Genomic DNA, 21167 nt, shown 5'->3' with positions numbered 1-21167 from the left:
CCGCTGGATCGTCGTGCTGACTTCCAGCGCCCGTCCTTGATCAACCGCGGTATGTCACGTATCGTCCGAACCAATTTCGCAACGCATGGTAGCGAATAGAGGGAAGGGGTCGAGTTTGGTGCGCAGCCGCTACGCCGGGCAGCCGTTCAACACGCCGACCCCCGACATCGCCGCCGCCCTGGAGCAGGTGAGTATCCCGACCCTGCTGCTGTCGTGCGTGCACATCACCGGCGACCCGCGCTTCATCCGGGAGTTCAAGCAGAACGGCATCTTCCTCAACGAGATCCAAGGATTCATGTCCGCCGACGACAAGGCCCGCGCCCGCGCCGAGGCGCTGGCGGCGATCGTCGACTATCGCGACCGGGGCTGCCCGCCGCACGCGCCGCTGCCCGACGAGCTGATCAAGGAGATGATCGACTGGGCGGCCTGCGAGACCGTGCCGGATGCCTACCTGGGTCTGCTCGCCGAGGAACTCGACCTGTGCGGTGTCGACCCGCGCCGACCCACGCCGCTGGATCCCGAGCGCGCCGCGCAGCTGCCCACCGTGGTGATCGGCTGCGGCGAGTCGGGTGTGCTGGCCGGAATCCGGCTGGCGCAGGCCGGTATTCCCTTCACCATCGTCGAGAAGAACCCCGGGCCGGGCGGCACATGGTGGGAGAATGATTACCCGGGCGCCCGCGTGGACGTCGCCAACCACTTCTACTGCTTCAGCTTCGAACCCAACAACAACTGGGGCCACTACTTCGCCGAACAGCCGGAGCTGCGAGCGTATTTCACCGATCTGATCGCCAAACACGAGCTGGGCAAGCATATCCGGTGGAACACCGAGGTCACCGACGCCGCCTGGGATGACGACACCGGAATCTGGACGTTGACGACGCGCACCGCCGACGGGGCGGCGTCGACGATGACCGCACGCGCGGTGATCACGGCAGTCGGGCAGCTCAACCGCCCACACCTGCCCGAGCTGGACGGCGCAGCCAGCTTCGCCGGTCGAGCATTTCACTCCGCGGCCTGGGACCACAGCGTCGACGTGACCGGCAAGCGGGTGGCGCTGATCGGGGCGGGCGCCAGCGGATTCCAGATCGCACCGGCAATCGCGGGAAAAGTGGAGCGCCTCACGGTGTTCCAGCGCACCGCACAGTGGATGTTCCCCAACCCGATGTATCACGACGCGGTCCACGACGGGGTGCGCTGGGCACTGCAGCATCTGCCGTTCTACGGCCGCTGGTACCGGTTTCTGCTGCTGTGGCCCGGTGCCGACAAGGGCCTGGAGGCTGCCCGGGTGGACCCGGACTATCCCGACCAGGACTACGCCGTCAGCGAGATCAACGCGCTGGCCCGGCAGATGTTCACCGCCTGGATCACCGATCAGGTCGGCGACGACGAGGAGCTGTTGGCCAAGGTGCTGCCGGACTATCCGGCCACCGGCAAACGCACCCTGCAGGACAACGGCAGCTGGCTCAAGACGCTGCAACGCGACAATGTCGACCTGGTCCGCACCCCGATACGCGCGCTCACGCCCGACGGCGTCCGGACCGAAGACGGTGTCCACCACGAGGTGGATGTGATCGTCTACGCCACTGGGTTTCGGCATACCGATGTGTTGTGGCCGATGCGCGTCACCGGCCGCGACGGCATCGATCTGCATGCGATGTGGGGCAGTCGGCCTTATGCCTACCTGGGCATCACCGTGCCCGGGTTCCCGAATTTCTTCCTGCTCTACGGCCCCGGGGCGCACCTGGCACACGGCGGCAGCCTGATCTTCAACTCCGAGTTGCAGATGCGCTACATCGACGCCTGCCTGGCCAAACTCGCCGACGAGCGACTGCACTGCATCGAGCCGACCGCTCAGGCGGCCGCCGAATGGCATCGGGTCACGCAGCAGGGCATCAAGAACACGGTGTGGGCACATCCGGCGGTCAAGCACTCCTACTTCAAGAACGCCGACGGCGAGATCCACACCGTGAGTCCCTGGCGGCTCGACGAGTACTGGGCGATGGTGCGAGAACCGGACTGGTCACAGTTCGTCATCTGCAAAGGAGCGGTGAAGTGAGCGGAGTCGTCATCACCGGTGCCGCATCGGGAATCGGCCGGGCGTGCGCCGAGGCACTGATCGCCGATGGACGCCGGGTTGCGTTGTGGGACATCGCTCCCGGGGTTCTCGAGGTGGCCGATCGGATGGCCGTGCCGGGCGCGGTAGTCGACGTCTGCGACGATGCCGCGCTGCCCGCCGCGGTCGCGGCCGCGGCCGATGCGCTCGACGGCATCGACGGACTGGTGCACGCTGCCGGGCGGGTGCTGCCCGAGCCGGTGGGCGCCTACACCGGCGAATCCTGGGATGCCGTCATGGATGTCAACCTGCGCGCCCAGGCGATGCTGGTGCAGCTGATGCTGCCACATCTGGAGGCGGTCGCCCGCGCCGGCGGTAGCCCGGCGGTGGTCGGTATCTCCAGCATCGAGGGCCTGACCGCCAACCCCTTCATCCCGGCCTACTGCGCATCCAAGGCGGGCCTGCTGGGGCTGACCCGGTCGATGGCCGCGCAGTTGGGCCCGGCCGGGATCCGAGTCAACGCGGTCTGCCCGGGCTTCATCGAGACTCCGATGCTGCAGATCGCACTCGACGTCGAGGAGGTCGCGGCCGGTTTCGTCGCCGCCGCACCGCTGGGCCGTATCGGGCAGCCAGCCGAGGTGGCTGCGGCGGTGGCGTTTCTGATGTCGCCGCGGGCCTCGTTCGTCACCGGCACCCAACTCGTCGTCGACGGCGGCGTCACCGCCCGGCATCCGTGAGCTAGAAGACCCAGCTCTGCGGTGCGGCGATGACGAACCCGTGGATCGCGACCGGACCGTTGTACACGCTGCGGGCAACCTGGGGTTCTTTGAGCACGCAGACCACGTCGGTGGACGGCGGAGTCCCGCAGACCATCGACTGGGCGGGTGAGAGATCCCAGAACGCGATCTTGTGGCCCACCGGAAGCCTCACCGCCGGTGACGGCCCGGCGCTCGGGTCTGGCGGTGGTGTGGGCACGAAACGGGCGGGCACACTTGACTTCCCGTAGACACCGGGCAACTGCACGGCCCCGGCATCGGGCGGTGCCCCCGGGATGTCGCCCGCACAGTTGATCTCATGGGTTAACTTGCCCTGCCGCGTCCGGCAGACCAGTCCCGAGTCGGTGACGAAGGCCACCGCGGGCAACCTGGGTAGCTCGCTGACGGAATCGGGCAGCGGTCCGCTGTCGTCGATCAGCGAGTCGACATCCGGGAAAACCGGTGTAGCAACGGAATCCGGCGCCGTCACCAGGAGAGCGGCCGAGGTGACCGCCACTGCCAATGCCCACCGCGCCACGTGGGTCAGACCTTATTCGACCGTGACCGACTTGGCCAGGTTGCGCGGCTTGTCGACGTCGTAGCCGCGAGCCTGCGCGACCCCGGCGGCGAACACCTGCAGCGGAATAGTGGATAACAGCGGCTGGTAGAGCGTTGGCACAACCGGGATCTCGATCAGGTGGTCGGCGTAAGGCCGTACCGTATCGTCGCCCTCCTCGGCGATCACGATGGTGACCGCGCCACGGGCCTGGATCTCGCGGATGTTGGAGAGCAGCTTCGAGTGCAGCATCGCCGCGTTCTTGGGTGACGGCATCACCACGATCACCGGCAGGTCGTCCTCGATCAGCGCGATCGGGCCGTGCTTGAGCTCGCCGGCGGCGAAACCCTCGGCGTGCATGTAAGCCAGCTCTTTGAGCTTCAAGGCGCCTTCCAGCGCCACCGGGTAGCCGACGTGCCGGCCGAGAAAGAGCACCGCACTCGATTTCGCGAACTGCCGCGCCAGCTCCGCCACCGAGTCGATGCCCTCCAGGACGCGCGCCACCAGTTCGGGCATCGCCTCCAACTGCAGGTATTCGCGCTCAACCTCGTCGGGGTATTTGGTGCCCCGGGCCTGCGCCAGCGCCAGACCGACCAGATAGTTCGCGGTGATCTGCGCCAGGAACGTCTTCGTCGAGGCGACACCGATCTCCGGCCCGGCGCGGGTGTAGATCACCGCGTCGCACTCGCGCGGGATCTGCGAGCCGTTGGTGTTGCAGACCGCCAGCACCTTCGCCTTCTGTTCCTTGGCGTGCCGGACGGCTTCCAGGGTGTCGGCGGTCTCGCCGGACTGGCTGATCGCCACCACCAGGGTGCTGCGGTCCAAAACCGGGTCCCGGTAGCGGAATTCGCTGGCGAGTTCCACCTCCACCGGCAGCCGCGTCCAGTGCTCGATCGCGTACTTGGCCAGCAGGCCGGAGTGGTAGGCGGTGCCGCAGGCCACCACGAACACCTTGTCGATCTCACGCAACTCCTGATCGGAGAGGCGCTGCTCGTCGAGCACGATGCGGCCGTCCTCGAAGTGCCCGAGCAGCGTCTCAGCCACCGCGGTGGGCTGCTCGGCGATCTCCTTGAGCATGAAGTACTCGTAACCGCCCTTCTCGGCGGCCGACAGGTCCCAGTCGATATGAAACGGGCGGGCAGTGGCGGTCATGTCCTGGCCGGCGAAGTCGGTGATGCGGTAGCCGTCCGCGGTGATCACCACCGCCTGATCCTGGCCGAGCTCGATCGCGTTGCGGGTGTAGGGGATGAACGCCGCCACGTCGGAGCCGAGGAACATCTCACCGTCGCCGATCCCGACCACCAGCGGGGTGGACCGGCGCGCCGCCACAATGGTGCCGGGCTCGTCGGCGTGGGCGAAGACCACGGTGAAGTGGCCTTCCAGCCGGCGCACCACGGCCAGCGCCGACGCCACGAAGTCTCCGGCGGTGTCGCCGTGACGGTACGCGCGGGCCAGCAGGTGGACGGTCGCCTCGGTGTCGGTTTCGCTGGTGAACTCCACTCCCTCGCGCTCCAACTCGTCGCGCAGCGCAGTGAAGTTCTCGATGATGCCGTTGTGGACCACGGCGAACTGGGAGGCGGCATCGCGGTGCGGGTGAGCGTTCTGGTCGGTCGGCCGGCCGTGGGTGGCCCAACGGGTGTGGCCCAACCCGGTGCCACCGACCAGCAGGGCCGGATCGGTGTCGGCCAAGTCGGCTTCCAGGTTGGCCAGCCGGCCGGCGCGGCGCCGGATGGTCAGCTGCCCGATCCCGTCGACGACGGCGATTCCGGCGGAGTCGTAGCCGCGGTATTCCATACGGCGCAGCGCCTCGACGACGACCTCGCGAGCGGGGCGTTGCCCGACGTAGCCGACGATTCCGCACATAGCTGTTCAGGGTAGTGCACTGCCGGGCAAACCGAGACAATCGTGCAGGTCAGCGAAGCCGTGATCACCGTCGTCCGCGGTGCGTTAACGTCATCGGATGGCCAGCATCAAGCGCCTCTACACCACACTGACCCGGCCCGGCCCACATCGCGTGCTGCGCGGCGACCTGGCCTACGCCGGGCTTGCCGGTGTGGTCTATACCCCGGAGTCCGGTTACCGGCTGCCCGTCGTGGCGTTCGGTCACGACTGGCTGACTGGAGCCGACCGCTACGCGGGCCTGCTGGAGCATCTGGCGTCGTGGGGCATCGTGGCGGCCGCGCCCGACACCGGACGCGGGCTGGCGCCGTCGGTGCTGGAATTGGGCGCCGACCTGGGCCGGGCCCTGGAGATCGCCACGGAGATCCGGTTGGGGCCGGGCCGTATCAGCGTGGACCGCAACCGGCTGGCGGTGGCGGGTCATGGCTTCGGCGGTTCAGCGGCGGTGTTCGGTGCGGCCGGGTCGGCGGTGCAACCCAAAGCGGTGGCGGCGATCTTTCCGGCGGTCACCAGCCCGGCCGCCGAGCTGGCGGCGACGACGCTGGATGTGCCCGGTGTGGTGTTCGGCGCTCCCGGCGACCCGAAGACGCTGCGCTCCAATGCTGTCGAGCTGGCGCGGGCGTGGCCGTCGGCGACGCTGCGGGTGATCACGAAGGCCTCACCGGCCGGTCTGGCGAAAGGCCGCCGGCTGGCCGGATTCTTCGGGCTGCCGACGTCGGATCGTCGGACCCAGCGGCAGGTGCGGGCGCTGCTCACCGGATACCTGCTGGCGCAGCTGGTCGGCGACAAGACCTACGCCGAGTTCGCCGATCCACAGGTACAGCTGCCGCGCACCGAGGTGCTCGACGAGCTACCGGAGCCGGTGAGCCCCGAGGAGAAGGCCGTCGCGCTGCTCAAGTAGCGCGCCCTGTGGATAACTATCGCCCACCCGGCATTGTCCGGCGGTATTCTGCCCGTCATGGAGCCGGAGAACATCGAGGAGCGCGTCACGGCACTAGAAGCCCAAGTCGGCGAATTGAATCGACGGGTGCGGGCCAGCGAGCACGACGCTCAGGCGGCCCGGGTGCTCGCCGGTGCCGCCGACCGTGACGTTGCCGATTTAGGGGGCGAGCTGCGAGATCTCCGCGGGGAGGTCGGCACCTTCCGCGGGGAGGTCGGCACCTTCCGCGGGGAGGTCGGCGCCTTCCGCGGGGAGGTCGGCGCCTTCCGCGGAGAATTCACCGAGTCCCGCGGGGAGTTCCACGACTTTCGTCGGGCCACGGTGGCCGCCTTCAACGCGCTACGTGCGGACATGAACGACCGCTTCAGCCAGGTGAACGACCGCTTCGGCCGGGTCGACAAGGGGTTTATCGAGATGCGCGGCAAGTTCGACGCGGCCGCGGCCGGCCAGCAGGAGATCGTTCGGCTCATCCAGGGCTTGATCGACGATCGCAGCGAGAACGGACGTTGACGCAGCCAAGCATGTAGCGCTGCCGCCGCTGGGAGCGGCCACCCGAGGAGACGATCGCCGCGCAGCAAGTAGGGCGTTAGCAAACGATCGTGGCCGCCGGGCAGGGGTCCGGCGGTCGCGATCGGCCATGCGATATCTCGATGTCGGACCGCAAGTCACCGAAGAGTGACGCGACGCGGGAGCCGGCGTCGGTCATGGGCGTGCTGCTCGGCAGCGGCTGGGATGGCAAGGGCCCGCTGAAACGACCGCGGCCGCCGGATCCTTGCGGACCCGGCGACCGTGGTCGCTCTCAACTGTCGGCTAGGCGCCTGGGTTACCAGGGTTGCCCGGGGCGCCGGGGGCGCCGTTTGCGGCGCCGCCGGTGCCGGTACCGCCGGCCCCGGCCGCTCCACCAGCGCCGCCCGCACCGCCGAGCGCAGCGCCGGCGCCGTCACCGCCGTCACCGCCGTCCGCGCCGTCGCCGCCGTCACCGCCGGTGTTGTCACTGCCTTGGGCAGTGCCGCCCTTGCCGCCGGCACCACCGGCACCACCGTCGCCGCCTGCGCGGTCGGCGCCGTCGGCGCCGTCGCTGGCCCCGCTGCCGCCGGTCCCGCCGGTCCCGCCGTCGCCGCCGGCGCCACCGACCCCACCGTTGCCGCCGTCGAAGCCGTCGCCGGTGGCGCTGGTGCCGCCATTGCCGCCGGCACCGCCGGTGCCACCGGTACCGGCAAGACCACCGGCGCCGCCGGCACCGCCGGTACCACCCGTCGAGGTGCCGCCGGCTCCACCCTTACCGCCGTTACCGCCATCGCCGGCCGCACTGCCGTTGCCACCGGCCGCATTGGAGTTGTTGACACCGGCAGCGCCATCACCACCGGCACCACCCGCGCCACCGGCGCCGCCGGCCCCGCCGTCGCCGTCCGCCCCGGCACTTCCGGCAGGCCCGCTGGTGCTGGTACCGGCCGCACCGCCGACGCCGGCCTTACCGCCGATCCCGCCGTTGCCGCCATTGCCGCCGTCCAGGCCCGTGCCGCCGGCTCCGCCGTCACCACCGGCTCCGGCGGCCCCGCCGGTGCCGCCGACGCCTCCGGACCCGGCCGCACCGGTGCCCGAGCTGCCGCCGGCTCCGCCGTTTCCGGCGGCTCCGCCGTTGCCGCCGTTGGTGCCGTTACCGCCGGTGCCGGTCGCCGAGCTGGCACCATCGGTGCCGTCCGCTCCGGCCCCGCCGTTACCGCCGGCGCCGCCCTGACCGCCGGTGCCGTCGAGTCCGACGGTTCCCGCGCTGCCGGCGGTGCCGCTGGTGCTCGCACCACCTGCGCCGGCCGCACCACCTGCGCCGGCCGCGCCGCCCTTACCGCCGTCACCGCCGGCCAGGCCGTTGCCGCTGGCATCGGTGCCGCCGTTACCGCCGGCCCCACCTGCGCCACCGGTACCGCCGTCGCCGCCGTCACCGCCTTGGCCACCGTTCCCGGTGTTCGCGGCACCACCGGCACCGCCCTTGCCGCCGGTGCTGCCGGCCGCGCCGTCGCCGCCCTTACCGCCGGCCGCGGTGTCGCTGGTGGTGCCGGCGTCGCCGGCCGCTCCGGCCGCGCCGGTGCCGCCGTTACCGCCATTGCCGCCGTTACCGCTGCCGGTCGCCGCTCCGCCGGTGCCGCCGTCACCGCCCCCGGTGCCGCCGTTACCGCCGTTACCGCCGTCGGCCGTACCGGCACCGGCCCCGCCGGCGCCACCCTGGCCACCACCGGAACCACCGTTACCGCCGTTGCCGCCGTGGCCGTCACCGGCTGCGATGCCGAGCGGGTTGTCGACCGGCGCCGCCGCGGTACCACTGCTCGCACCACCGGCACCGCCGTTACCGGCCTCACCGTTCGTGCCACCGATACCGCCGCCGCCGCCGGCCCCACCGTTACCGCCGATGACTGTGCCGCTGCCGCCGGCACCACCGGCGCCGCCGTTACCGCCGTTCGTCGAGTCGCCGGTGAGTCCGGCTCCGCCGGCACCGCCGTTACCGCCGGCACCACCGTTACCGCCGACGCTGACACCGGTGGACGCGCCGGCGCCACCGGCACCGCCGGCACCGCCGACACCGCCGTCAGCACCCAGGAGGCCGGACCCATCGCCGGCATTGCCGCCGGCACCGCCGTTGCCGCCCCGGCTGTAGACACCGGTGCCGTTGTTCCAGCCGGTGGCGTTACCGCCGACGCCACCGTTACCGCCGCCACCGGCCATGTACTGCCCGGCGCCCCCGCGGCCGCCGTTGCCGCCGGCGAAGGTCCCGACACCACCGGCACCGCCGTTACCGCCGTTACCTCCAGGGCCCCCGCTTCCGAACCCGCCGCCACCGCCGGCGCCGCCCGCTCCACCGGTGGTCTGCACAGTGGCATCGTTGGTGGCACCGGCACCACCGGCACCGCCGGCACCGCCGTTACCGGCTGCCCCGGTGCCGTTGCCGCCACCGCCAGTGCCACCGGCGCCGCCGGCCCCGCCGGTGCCCGGTCCACCCGCGGAACCGGTGGCGGCACCACCGGCGCCGCCGTTGCCGCCGTTACCCCCGGCGTCGGCCCCGAAGCCGTTACCACCGCTACCGCCGCTACCGCCGATGCCACCGTTGATACCGGCACCACCGGCACCGCCGGCGCCGCCGTCTGCTCCGGCGCCGGCCGTCGCCCCGAAGTTCTGGCCACCGCCTTGGCCGCCCGATCCGCCACGGCCGCCGTTGCCGAGGAAGGCACCGGTGTCGTCCTTGGCCGCGTCACCGCCGGCGCCACCGTTACCACCGGCCGAACTGGCACCGAGCTGGCCGGCCGAGCCGAGGGAGCCGGTGAACTTCTCACCCCCGATACCGCCGGCGGCGCCGGCGCCACCGGAGCCGCCCATACCGCCGTTGAGGTGGGTGTCGTCACCGTCAGCGGCCGCGCCACCGTCGCCGGCCTTCCCGGCCGCGCCGCCGCTGCCGCCGTTGCCGAAGGTGTACCCGCTGCGTCCGCCGTCACCGCCGGCACCGGCCGCGCCACCGCTAGTGCCGTTGCCGCTGCCGCCGTTGGCGAAGGTGCCGGCCAAACCATTAGCGCCGTCACCGCCGACACCACCGACACCGCCGTTACCGAAGAACCAGGCCACCGAGGCACCGCCGTCGCCGCCGGCACCACCGGCGAAGCCGGCCGTGATGGCGTCGCCGCCGGCACCGCCGGCACCACCGTGGCCCATGAACCAGCCACCGGCACCACCGTCACCACCGGCCGCACCGGCGCCGCCGTCGCCGCCGGCACCGCCGTTACCGATCCAGCCGAGCGCGCTGCCGCCGTCGCCACCTGCGACACCGGCCGCGTCGCTGCTCCAACCGGCGCCGCCGTCGCCGAACCACAGGCCACCATCGCCGCCGTCGGGATTGAGCGCCGTTCCGTCGGCACCGTCACCGATCAGATACAGCCCGGCCATGGAGTTGATGGCACCGTTGACCATCTCACCGAGCGGGTTGTTGATCCACAGTTCGAGCATCGAGTGGATCGGCAGATAGAAGAAATTGTTGAGCAGGTCCGTGCCGAAGTCCGCCGCAGGCCCGGGGTCCAGACTGAAGTCCGACGGGGCGACGTCCGACTGGAACATGCTGGAAAGCCAGTCGAGGTCGAGCAGATCTTCGAAGTCGGCTTGCGCCGCGGGCGCGGTCCCCAACGGGGCCATGCCGAATGCCAAGAACGCGGCGACAGCGCTGCCGGCGCCGGCCACTCGGCTATGGCGCCGCGGCCCGGGCTGAGTGCCACGCTGGCTGCTGGTGTGACGACGATTCATTTTCGAACACCTCTCCTGTGAACAGTCCTGTTGAGCGGTTGTGACTTCTCAGTTCGGGTCATGCGGGGTCGTGGTTGTGCCGGCTTACGGGTTCCAGCTGAGGATGGCGTCCAAGAGAGCCGACCAATCGACCGAACCGTCGGCACCGCCGGCGTCAACACCGCCGTCATCGAAGAAGTCGGAGGGGATGATGGGGAACGAGAACCCGGCCAGCGGCGGTTCTGCTGGCGGCGGCGCGCCATCCTTGCCGGACCAGCTCCAGGCATTCCCGCCCAGGAACCCGGCCACGGCCTGCTCCCAGCCCATCCACGCACCGAGCGGGCCGACGGCGTGGCTTTGAATGTCAAGCGTCAGCGGTTGCCCCAGCAAGGCCGAGGCGTCGAGGGTGATGCCGACACTGTTGAAGATCGAGCCGCCGACCGCGGGTACCGCGTCGACGACGTTGCCGGAGGCGTCGTAGAACGTGTACGCGGCGTTGGAGACCACGCCCGGACTGAGCAGCCCTCCCAGCGCGAAATCCAGATGCGTAATGGTGCCCGGCGGCACCACATCGTCGAGCATCGGCAGGATGAAATCGAGGTTGAGGGTGGCACCGTTGTAGAAGGCGCCGGTCATGTTGGCCATGATCTCGTTCAGGGAGTCGCCGTCGTTGATGCTGTTCATCAGCGCGACCCAGGGGCTCAGCCCGGGCCCCAGCATGCCCATGATGATGCCGCTCATCGGCGACGAGATGAAGTTGATGATCGGCAAAATCGCCTCGGCATCGGTACCTTCGGGCAGGAAGGCCGGCAACAGTTGCGGCAGGAGCGCGAACAGCAGGTCATGGCCGATGCTGAAGGTATTGAGGTCAGAGCCACTGAGGGTGTGCAGAACCGCGCTAGTCGCGATGGGATCGTCCGCGGCGATGTTCCACATGGAGTAGCCCTCGGTCACCGCGCGCAGCTGCTCCTGCATCTCGTTGACCACGACGGGAATCTGCGAGGGGTCGTCGAGGATATCCTGGATCCAGGCCTGGGAATTCGCAATGAGCTGCTGCATCGCCACGCTGGGAGCGACGTAGAAGTTGTTGGCGAGCACCGTGGCGTTTTCGGCCGCGATGTTGTACTGGTCGATCCACGGTTGCATCGCGTCGGTCAGCATGCTGGTGAGTGCGATGTCGCGGCCGACTTGCACATCGGGCGTCGTCACAGCGAGCGGGGTGACGGCGATCAGACTGGCGCCCACAACCGCAATACCTGTGGTGGCGTAGGGGCGAAGGGTTTTCTGCACAACCATCTCCTTTAGTGAGGTGCCGCCCGCGGCGAGCGCTCCGGGGGCTGGGGCGGTGCCGTGTTGTTGCTGAATTCACACTTATGCACTGATGTGAATCGAAACACTAGCCGTGAAAAAGCTAAGACACAAGCATCTTCGTCAAATATTTCACGCAGCATTACCGGAGGTCAGCGCCAGGAGGACGTTAACTTTGGATAGCTATCCAATGTGTAATCTAAGAATTTTTCGGAAAGCTGTGCACCTGAGCGCACTAATAATGGTCTTTCCGGCACAGTTCTGTCCGATATGAGCCAGCGCACGGAACGCTGTGCGAAACGCTATTTTGCGCCCGCCGTGTTAGCGGGAGCTGAATTTCGGCGACGGTGTGAAGTGGCCGCCGTCGACGGCGCGGCCGAGCCGTCGCGCAGCCCGTGAGCAACCTGGTATTAGTCGGAGATGCGAATCGGTGTACAGCTGTCCTATGCGGGTGGATTCAAAGAGGCCGCCGAGCAGGTCGTCGAGCTCGAACAAGCCGGGATCGACGTGGTGGCCGTGGCCGAGGCGTATTCGTTCGACGCCGTCAGCCAACTGGGCTATCTGGCGGCCAAGACCTCGCGTGTGGAGCTCGTCTCCGGCGTCGTGCCGATCTACACCCGCACTCCCGCCCTGTTGGCGATGACGGCGGCGGGCCTGGACTTCGTCTCCGACGGCCGGTTCCGGCTGGGCATCGGCACCTCCGGACCGCAGGTAGTGGAGGGCTTCCACGGGGTGCCGTTCGACGCCCCACTGGGCCGCACCCGTGAGGTGGTGGAGATCTGCCGGGCGGTGTGGCGCCGGGAACGGGTGCGCTACCACGGCAAGCACTATCAGCTGCCGTTGCCGGCAGACCGCGGCACCGGGCTGGGCAAGCCGTTGCAGTTGATCAATCATCCGGTGCGGGAACGGATTCCGATCTCGATCGCGTCGCTGGGACCGAAGAACGTCGAACTGACCGCTGAGATCGCCGACGGTTGGCAGCCGGTGTTCTTTTATCCGGAACGCGCCGCCGAGGTGTGGGGCGACGCCTTGAAAGCCGGTGCGGCCAAGCGGAATCCGACACTCGGGCCGCTCGACGTCATGGCGGGAGCATCACTGGCCATCGGCGACGATGTCGAGGACCGGCTGGCGTGGGCGAAACCGCAATTGGCGCTCTACATCGGCGGCATGGGGGCCAAAACCCGCAACTTCTACCACAACCTGGCCACCCGCTATGGGTTCGGCGAGGTGGCCGACCGCATCCAGGAGCTGTACCTGTCCGGCCGCAAGACCGAGGCGATCAACGCCGTCCCCGACGAGTTGGTGCGACACACCTCGTTGATCGGGCCCCGCGGGCTGGTTGCCGAACGGATCGCCGCCTACGCCGAAGCGGGTGTGACGACACTACTGGCCGGGCCACTGGCGAAGGACCCGAGTGAGGCGCTGCGCTACATGGCGGAACTCCGCGAGCTCGCGCCAGTCTGACGCGCCGGCCGTTAGCGGTCCCCCGGGTTGCTGTGACGACGACACAGTTGCGAACACCAAAACGACTACGGTCGCCGGGTCCGGGTGGACTCGGCGACCGTAGTCGCTCTCAAGCTGTCGGCTAGCTGCCGGGCTGGCCGTCCGCGCCGCCAGTGCCGGCGCTGCCCGCCGCGCCGTCGTTGCCGGGCGTGCCGGTGCCGTCACCTGCCCCGCCGGCGCCGCCAGCACCAGCCGCGCCACCGGTCCCACCCGAGCCTGCGGCCCCACCGTCGCCGTTACCGGCGCCGCCGGCGCCGTGGGCGCCACCATTGCCGCCGGTGCCACCGTCGCCGCCGTTACCCCCGTCGCCACCGTCGTAGCCGTTGCCGGTGACGGGGTCGGTGCCACCCGGCCCACCGTTACCACCGGCGCCGCCATCGCCGCCGGCACCGCCCGCACCACCGTTCCCGCCGGTTCCGCTGGTGGAGCCGCCGCCGACACCGCCGCTACCGCCGGTGCCCCCGGCCGTGCCGTCGCCGCCGTCACCGCCTGGAGTGTTGTCGCCGCCGAGCACGGGGTTGGGAATACCGCTGGAACCAATGGCCCCGGTTTCGCCGCGGCCGCCGGTGCCGCCGGCCCCGCCATCGCCGCCATTGCCGGCCGCGGCGGTGCCACCGGCGCCGCCATCGCCACCGGCGCCGGGAGTGCCCGCGGTACCGCCCGTACCCCCTCTACCTCCCGTACCGCCGTCGACGTTCCCGGCCGCATTGCCACCGGCCCCGCCGGTACCACCGTCACCGCCAACCCCATCGGCAGTCGATTGGCCGCCGTTACCACCGGCCCCGCCGTTACCGGCGTGGCTTGAACCAGTGATCGGCCCGTCTGCCGGAGTCTCGACGCCGCCGCTGTCACCCCCGGCGCCACCGTTGCCGCCGGCACCTCCGTTGCTGCTGGTGCCCAGGCCTGCGAACCCGGGACCGCCGGCGCCGCCGCCACCGCCGTTGCCACCGGATGCGGTGCCGTCGCCACCGGCGCCGCCGTCACCGCCGTTGCCGGTCGTTCCGCCGCTGCTGCTGCCGCCCGAGCCGCCGAAGCCGCCGTTGCCGCCCTGGCTGACCACGCCCGTGCCGGTCGCGCCGTCGGCGCCGGCCGAGCCCGCACCGCCGTTGCCGCCGGCGCCGCTGGTGCTGCTGCCACCGGCACCGCCGGAGCCACCGTTGCCGCCGATGCTCCAGGTGTTGGTGCCGTCGCTCCAGCCCAGGCCCTCACCCGCGACACCACCGTCGCCGCCGTTGCCGCCGTCGCCACTGGTGCTACTGCCGCCGCGGCCACCGGACCCGGCGTTGCCGCCGCGGAGAGTTCCGTCACCGCCGTTACCGGCGGCACCGCCGGCACCGCCGTTGCCGCTGGTGCTCTGGCCACCGGTGCCGCCGCTGCCACCGTTGCCGCCGGTGGTAGCCACCGTGTTGTCACCGGTGCCGCCGTTACCGCCGAGGCCGCCGGCGCCGCCGCTGCCACCGGTGCCGCTCTCGCTCTCGCCGCCGGCACCGCCGGTGCCACCCGCGCCACCGCGGCCGAGCACTCCCAGGCCGCCGGTACCGCCGTCACCGCCGTTGCCGCCGGCATTGGCACCCAGCGAGTCACCGCCGGCGCCACCCCTGCCTGCCGCTCCGCCGGTTCCGAAGGCGGCGTCCGGGTTGGTCGGGTTCACGCCGGTGCCGTCGCCACCGTTACCGCCGGTTCCGCCATTGCCACCGGTGTCGCCGTTACCGGCGTTACCACCCACGCCGCCGTTACCGCCGATGCCGAGGTAGTCACCGTTGACGTCAGTGGCCGCGTCGGCACCATTGCCGCCGGCGCCGCCGTCAGCGCCGTCGCCGGCTTGTCCGGCGCTGCCGTAGAACGCGCCGGCGTAGTAGTCGGAGCTGCGGGCGCCGCCGGCGCCACCGCTTCCGCCCTGGCCGCCGCTGCCGCCGTTCGCGCCGTTGGCATCGCCGGTGACGCCGTCACCACCGTTGCCCGCGGCGCCGCCGGCGCCGCCCTTGCCGCCGTCACCGAACATGTAACCGCTGCGGCCGCCCGCGCCGCCGTTGCCGCCTGCACCGCCGGCCCCGCCGACTCCATTGGCGGCGGCCCCGGCCGCGCCGTCCATCCCGGCGCCGCCGACACCACCGGCGCCGCCGTTGCCGAAGAACCAGGCGGCGGCCGCGCCGCCGTTACCACCGGCACCACCGACACCGCCGGCAACTACTGCGGCGCCACCGGCACCGCCGTCGCCACCGTTGCCCATGAACCAGCCACCGGCGCCGCCGTCGCCGCCGACCGCGCCGGCACCCCCGGCGCCGCCGTCGCCGCCGTCGCCCAGCCAGCCGAGCGCCGAGCCGCCGTTACCGCCGGCCACACCCGCTTCGTCGCTGCTCCAGCCGTCACCACCGTCGCCGAACCACAGCCCGCCATCACCGCCGTCGGGCGAGGCCTCCGTGCCGTCAACACCGTTGCCGATCAGGTACATACCCGACCAGTCGTTGATCATCCCGTTGATCGACTCACCCAACGGACTGGTGATCCAGAGCTGGGTCATGGCGTGCAGCGGCTCGTAGAACCACTGGTCCATGATCCCGGTCCACGAGAACATGTCGGCCGCGCTGCCCGGGTCCGCCGCACCGAACAGCGCGTCGAGGTCCCAGGTCGCCGCGGCGTCACCGACGTCGGCCGTGGACCACGCGGCCGCCAGATCGCCGAAAAGGTCACCCAAGAAATCGACATCGGCGTGTGCCGCCGGTGCCGCGGCTAACGGGGCCATCCCGAAAGCGAGGAACGCCCCCACCGAACTGGTGGCACCAGCCACCCGCTTGCGGTACCGCGATCCGGTCTTACCAGGCTGGCTGGTGCTGTCACGACGAGTCATTTGCGAACACCTCTCCTGTGAAGCGGTTCTGTTAGGCAGTGTGTTGAAGGTTGGTTATAGGGAAATCGGTTTAGCGGGCGGCTCACAGGCTGCTCAGCGCCGCGAGGAAGTCGTCCAGACCCATGCCTCCCAGCAGATCGACGCTCGAGCCCGGATCGACATCCGGGGCCACGCCACCGTCGTCGAACCAGCTGTCGGGGATGATCGGGAAGCCGATGCCGGCACCTGGCGGGGTAACCACCACCGGATCCTTGCCGTCCCAACCAGATCCGAGCAAGGATCCGACGGTTTGCCCCCAGGCCTCCCAGGCTGCGATCGGGCCGATCCCGTGGCTGTCGATGGTGATCTGGAGCGGCAGGCCGATCGCCGAGGCGTCGAGACCGATGCCCAGACTGTTGAAGATCGACCCGCCGACGGCAGGCACCGAGGCCACGATGTCGGTGCCGTCGGATACCTCATACGGGCCGGAGGCCACGTCGCCACCGGTGAGCAGACCGCCGAAGGCGAAGTCCAGGTGGGTGATGGTGCCCTCCGGCATCGGCAGCAGGCCGGAGTCCTCGATGATCGGTATCAAGAAGTCGAGGTTGAGGGTGGCGCCGTTGAGGTAGCCGTCCATCCAGCTGGCCATGATCTGGGTGAAGCCGTCACCGTCTTGGATGCTGTTCATCATCGCGACCCAGGGAGCGATCGCCGGCCCGATCGAGCCCATGATGATGCCGCTGAGCGGCGACGCCAGGAAGTTGATGATGGGCGTCATGACCTCGGCTTGGTCGGCCGGCAAGAACTGCGGAAGCAGCGCGAAAAGCAGGTCATGACCGAAGGCGGGCGTCGGACTGTTGAGGTCCGTACCGCTCAGGGTGTGCAGGATGACTTCGCCCACCGTGCCGGTGAACCCCTCGTTGATGTCGACGCCGCCGCTGGCGTTCCACAGTGAAAAGCCGGTCAGATAGGCGTCCAGGTTGTGCTGCATCTGCTGCATCACCGCCGGGATGGTCGACGGGTCGTCGAGAATCGATTGCCAGAAGGTCGTCTGGTTGGCCAGCATCTGCTGGAAGGCGATCCCCGGCGCGATGTAGTAGTTGTTGAGCAGCTGACTGGCGTTCCGGGAGGCCTCGTTGAACACCTCCGTCCACGGCGCCACCAGGTCGGGGAGGCCGCCGCCCGCGGTGAGTGCGACGTCTCGGATGGTCGGGACACTTGCCGACGGAGTCACGGCCGGGGTGGCCGCGATCAGGCCGGAGCCGACAATCGCGATGCCGACGGTGACGTAGGGGCGAAGAGTTTGCTGCACAGCCGTCTCCTTTTGTGAGGTGCCGCCCTCGGCGAGCGTCTCAAGGGGCTTCGACGCCGCCGTGTTGCTCCTGGATTCACACTTATTCACTGATGTGAAATAGAACACTAGCCGTGAAGAACCTAAGATACAAGCATCGCGGTCAGATATTTCAGGCGGCATTTCCAGAGCTCAGGGCCTTCGGCCCTTCCCTTCCACCCACGAACTGTATGTGAACACTTAGAGCGAGTGGAAAGCGGTGCACTTTTCCGTTGGTATCGGGCCCGTCCAGCTTGATTTCTGCCGGTCGGTGCGAATCGGTGCACAGCTGTCGTTAGCGGGCGGATCGAAGGCGGCGGCCAGCTGCGCGGTCGAGCTCGCCCGGGCCGGAATCGACGCGGTCGCAGTCATGGCGGCCTATACGTTCGACACCGCCGGCCAGCTCCCCGATTCACCGCAGGGGGCCGAATGTGGTCCAGAACACCTCGGGGGCCAAGATGGGGCCATGGATTTCACGCCCACGGTGACGACACCCATCGCGCAAACCCTGGTTGAACTGGCACAACGCCAAGCCGAGCGATTCGGCGACAAGGTGGCGTTCAGCTTCTCCTACAACGGCGACGACGAGGGCCGCAGTGAGCTGAGCTTCCGTGACCTGGACCTGCGCGCCCGGGCGATCGCGGCCAGTCTGCAGCGCCACGACATCGCCGGGGAGCGGGTGCTGGTCCTGGTGCGCCCGGGTCTGGACTTCATCGCAGGATTCTTCGGCTGCCTCTATGCCGGGGCCGTGGCCGTGCCGGTGCACCAGAAGCTGGCGCCGCGGTTGCAGGTGGTGGTTCCCGACGCGCAGGCCCGGTTCGCCCTCACCGCCGGGGAGACCCAGCAGGCCACCCGCTCCGCAGTCGCCGGGATCCCCGGTGAACCCGAGCATTGGTTCTTCACCGATGCCGGCGCCGACCCGGACGCCTGGGTGCCCCCCGCCATCGGCACCGACTCGCCGGCCGCCATCCAGTACACCTCGGGGTCGACCCGCTCACCCAAGGGTGTGCTGCTCAGCCACGGCAACATCCTGCACAACGTCGACGCCATCCGGCAGGCGTGGAACGGCGACGAGAACGCCAAAGGCGTGTTCTGGCTGCCGCCGCACCATGACCTGGGGTTGATCGGCGCGATCCTGTCCATGGTCTACATCGGGGCCAGCACCGCGCTGATGTCGCCGACCGCGTTCATCAAACGCCCGATGCGCTGGCTGGAACTGGTGTCGGCGCATCGCGGCGTGATCACCGCGGCACCCAACTTCGCCTACGACCGGTGCGTGGAGACCAGCACGCCCGAAGAACGCGCGGCACTGGATCTTTCCTGCATGACGGTGGCCATGAACGGCGCCGAGGCGGTGCGCGCCACATCGTTGGCGGCGTTCGCCGATGCCTTCGCACCGGCGGGTTTCCAGATTTCGTCGTGTTACCCGGTGTACGGGCTGGCCGAGGCCACCTTGTGTGTGTCGGCCGGATGCGCCACCGGGATGCCGGGGGTGCGCTACCTCGACCGTGCCGCGTTGGAGCAGGACCGCATCGTCGACATCGCACCCGACGACCCGGCCGCGGCGACGTTCGTGGGTTGCGGTCAGCCGCGCCAAACCGACGTCGCCATCGTCGACCCGGTGACCCACCAGCCGTGCGGCCCCGACCAGGTCGGCGAGATCTGGGTCGCCGGCCCCAATGTCGCCCTCGGTTATTGGCGTCGCCCCGAGGAGACCGCCGCGACGTTCGGAGCACGGCTGGCAGCGCCGGGTGACCCGGCGCGCGGACCGTTCCTGCGCACCGGGGACTACGGGTTCCTCTGCGCGGGTGAGCTTTTCACCACCGGTCGCTGCAAAGATCTGATCGTCGTCGACGGGCACCGGTACTACCCCAACGACATCGAGTTCACCGTGCAGCAATGCGACCCGGTACTGGTGTCCGGCCGGGGCGCGGCATTCGCCACCGACGCGCCCCCGGGAGGCATCGAGCAGCTGGTCGTGGTGCACGAGGTGGACAGCGGCCGGATCGGTGAAACCGACTTCGACGACGTCATCGACAAGATCCGCACCGCCGTCGCAACCCACCACGGCATCGCGGCCGACGCCGTGGTGCTGGTGCACCACGTGTCGATGCCCACCACCTCCAGCGGCAAGATCCAGCGGGGCAAGACCCGCGAACTGTTCATCGACGGCGCACTTGCGGTGGTTGCCGAATGGCGCACCCCGACCGAGGAGCTGTCGCTGGAGCAACTGGAGGCCGCGGCCAAGATCGTTTCGGCGCTGCAGACCTGGGGCTCGCGCCAGGGGTGAGGTGAGCCCGCCGGCCCTACTGCGGGGTCAGCGGGCTCATACGCTTGGCGCATCACGCTGCGACCAGCGAAGCCTGCTGCTGCGGCGTAGCCCGGTCACTGCCCGACCTGGGGCAACTGTTCAGCGGCGACCTCGCATGGCGTCTTCGGTGCGCCGTCGGCGGAGGGCTCAGGAGACTGGCCGGAGTCGTCGGCTTCGGTGGTTTCGGCCGCGGGCTCAGCTTGGGCGCCGGCCTCGGTTTCCGGGTCCGACGGCGCGGATTCCGATTCGGTCGGTTCACCAGAGTCCTCGGCGGCGGCCTCCTCGACAACGGCCTCGTCGCCCGGCTCGTCCGGCGGGTCACCCTCGGAGTCATCCGGCTCGGGGTCCTCGTGGTCATCAGGGTCGCGGTCATCGGTTGCTGCGCGGTCCTCGAACGGATCGCCGAACCCGTCGGACGATCCCGGGTCACCGAACGCGTCGGCCAGCCGGGGAATCAATCCGCCCAACCCGCCGAGCCCACCGCCGGCGGGCAGCCCGCCCGTCGGCAACCCCAGATCACCGGGCAGGCCGAGGCCGGCCGGAAGTGCTGGATCGGCAGGCATGTCAGCCAGTGCCGCGGCGGGCTCCGGGACGGCGGCGTCTTGCCTCCCGTCCGGCGCCGCCGGGACACCCGCCGGTGCGACATCGGACGCCGGCGCGATCTCCGCTGCGACGGGGGCCGCGGTCGCCGGGACGGCCGGCGCGGCACCGGTCGGGTGATCGGGTGGCACGACCGGACCAAGATCACCGGGTACCGGAAAAACCGTCCCCGGCGCCGGGTCGGCCGACCCCGCCGCCGCCCGGTAGGCGCCGGCCACCCCGTCTCGCGCCGACTGCACGGCCGGCACCCACTCACCCCGAACGTCGTGGTCCACGTAAGGGATCAGCTGTTTCTCGATGACCTCGGCGGCATGCTCGTCGCCGGAGCCGGAGTTCACCGCCTGTGCTGCCGCCAGCCACGCCGGCCGGTGCGCGCCGGCCCGGTCGTCGACGGCGGTCACCGCCGCCACCTTGGTGTCGACCAGCCGCCACAACTCGTCACGCAATACCTCGCAGCCGGTGGCGGCCGCGCGCAACCGCGCCGTCAGCTGTGCCCCGGCCTCACAGTGCCGGCGCACAAACTCCGTAGCCGCGTCGGCGCCGGGGCCCCGCCAGGCCGCCGCCAGGGCATCGAGTTGACCGTGCTGCCGGCGCAGCGCGTCCTCGGCCGCGCCGGCCAACGCCGCCAGTGCGGCGCAGTCGGCGTCCAGGCGCTGCAGATCCAGGCCGGCTTCGCTGTCGTAGCGGTCGGCCAGCTGCCCGTCGTAGCCGGTGAGATCGGGATGGCCATAACCGCGCCGATGACACGCCGACACGTAGGCCTGGGTGTGGGCTACCGCTTCTCGGCCCTCGGCCAGCCGCGCGGCCACGTCGTATCGCGGCGCCACC

The 21167-nt window shown here is 70.1% G+C and carries 12 protein-coding genes and 1 pseudogene; 6 read left to right on the top strand and 7 right to left on the bottom strand.

Annotation, left to right across the window (positions count from 1 at the left end; all coding sequences use genetic code 11):
* Positions 1 to 118: 118 nt before the first annotated feature.
* Positions 119 to 2056 (top strand): flavin-containing monooxygenase, encoded by a 1938-nt coding sequence (locus ACAG20_RS05275; protein WP_370491804.1) that lies wholly within the window; start codon positions 119 to 121, stop codon positions 2054 to 2056.
* On the top strand, positions 2053 to 2790 hold the full coding sequence (locus ACAG20_RS05270; protein WP_370491803.1) for an SDR family NAD(P)-dependent oxidoreductase: 738 nt from the start codon (positions 2053 to 2055) through the stop codon (positions 2788 to 2790). Before ACAG20_RS05275 ends, ACAG20_RS05270 begins: the two co-directional genes overlap by 4 nt.
* A 1-nt stretch (position 2791) precedes the next feature.
* Here the strand turns inward: ACAG20_RS05270 and ACAG20_RS05265 are convergent, their stop codons facing one another.
* Together ACAG20_RS05265 and glmS are read right to left on the bottom strand one after the other, a co-directional pair.
* Positions 2792 to 3346, bottom strand: coding sequence for a hypothetical protein (locus tag ACAG20_RS05265; RefSeq protein ID WP_370491802.1), 555 nt, complete (start codon positions 3344 to 3346; stop codon positions 2792 to 2794).
* Positions 3347 to 3358: 12 nt separating this feature from the next.
* Positions 3359 to 5227 (bottom strand): glutamine--fructose-6-phosphate transaminase (isomerizing), encoded by a 1869-nt coding sequence (gene glmS / locus ACAG20_RS05260; protein WP_370491801.1) that lies wholly within the window; start codon positions 5225 to 5227, stop codon positions 3359 to 3361.
* A 97-nt stretch (positions 5228 to 5324) separates the two neighbouring features.
* Here glmS and ACAG20_RS05255 point away from each other — a divergent pair, with 97 nt between their 5' ends.
* Both ACAG20_RS05255 and ACAG20_RS05250 read left to right on the top strand, forming a co-directional pair.
* On the top strand, positions 5325 to 6164 hold the full coding sequence (locus tag ACAG20_RS05255; RefSeq protein WP_370491800.1) for a dienelactone hydrolase family protein: 840 nt from the start codon (positions 5325 to 5327) through the stop codon (positions 6162 to 6164).
* 57 nt (positions 6165 to 6221) lie between these two features.
* Positions 6222 to 6356: pseudogene (locus ACAG20_RS05250) on the top strand (hypothetical protein); the annotation flags it as partial.
* A 657-nt stretch (positions 6357 to 7013) separates the two neighbouring features.
* On the opposite strand, the gene ACAG20_RS05245 reads toward ACAG20_RS05250, so the two are convergent.
* The gene (locus ACAG20_RS05245; protein ID WP_370491799.1) at positions 7014 to 10481 is read right to left on the bottom strand and encodes a PGRS repeat-containing protein; all 3468 of its coding nucleotides are present in this window, start codon (positions 10479 to 10481) and stop codon (positions 7014 to 7016) included.
* An 84-nt stretch (positions 10482 to 10565) separates the two neighbouring features.
* Entirely contained in the window at positions 10566 to 11756 is a 1191-nt protein-coding gene (gjpA, locus tag ACAG20_RS05240; RefSeq protein ID WP_370491798.1) for an outer membrane porin GjpA, read from the bottom strand.
* A 432-nt stretch (positions 11757 to 12188) separates the two neighbouring features.
* Between gjpA (ACAG20_RS05240) and ACAG20_RS05235 the strand changes: the two genes are divergently transcribed.
* Positions 12189 to 13232: an LLM class F420-dependent oxidoreductase gene (locus tag ACAG20_RS05235; protein WP_370491797.1), complete on the top strand. Its 1044-nt coding sequence runs from the start codon at positions 12189 to 12191 to the stop codon at positions 13230 to 13232.
* 121 nt (positions 13233 to 13353) lie between these two features.
* Here the strand turns inward: ACAG20_RS05235 and ACAG20_RS05230 are convergent, their stop codons facing one another.
* Together ACAG20_RS05230 and gjpA (ACAG20_RS05225) are read right to left on the bottom strand one after the other, a co-directional pair.
* Positions 13354 to 16119 (bottom strand): PGRS repeat-containing protein, encoded by a 2766-nt coding sequence (locus tag ACAG20_RS05230; protein WP_370491796.1) that lies wholly within the window; start codon positions 16117 to 16119, stop codon positions 13354 to 13356.
* Positions 16120 to 16201: 82 nt separating this feature from the next.
* The gene (gene gjpA, locus ACAG20_RS05225; protein WP_370491795.1) at positions 16202 to 17410 is read right to left on the bottom strand and encodes an outer membrane porin GjpA; all 1209 of its coding nucleotides are present in this window, start codon (positions 17408 to 17410) and stop codon (positions 16202 to 16204) included.
* Positions 17411 to 17894: 484 nt separating this feature from the next.
* Between gjpA (ACAG20_RS05225) and ACAG20_RS05220 the strand changes: the two genes are divergently transcribed.
* Complete coding sequence (locus ACAG20_RS05220; protein WP_370491794.1) at positions 17895 to 19718, top strand: fatty acyl-AMP ligase; 1824 nt, start codon at positions 17895 to 17897, stop codon at positions 19716 to 19718.
* 95 nt (positions 19719 to 19813) lie between these two features.
* Here ACAG20_RS05220 and ACAG20_RS05215 read toward each other — a convergent pair whose 3' ends face one another.
* Positions 19814 to 21166: a hypothetical protein gene (locus ACAG20_RS05215; protein WP_370491793.1), complete on the bottom strand. Its 1353-nt coding sequence runs from the start codon at positions 21164 to 21166 to the stop codon at positions 19814 to 19816.
* Between the last annotated feature and the right edge of the window lies 1 nt (position 21167).

The sequence above is a fragment of the Mycobacterium sp. pW045 genome, from assembly GCF_041287085.1.
GTDB classification, from domain to species: Bacteria; Actinomycetota; Actinomycetes; order Mycobacteriales; family Mycobacteriaceae; genus Mycobacterium; species Mycobacterium algericum_A.
This window is presented reverse-complemented; position numbering and strand designations above follow the sequence as displayed.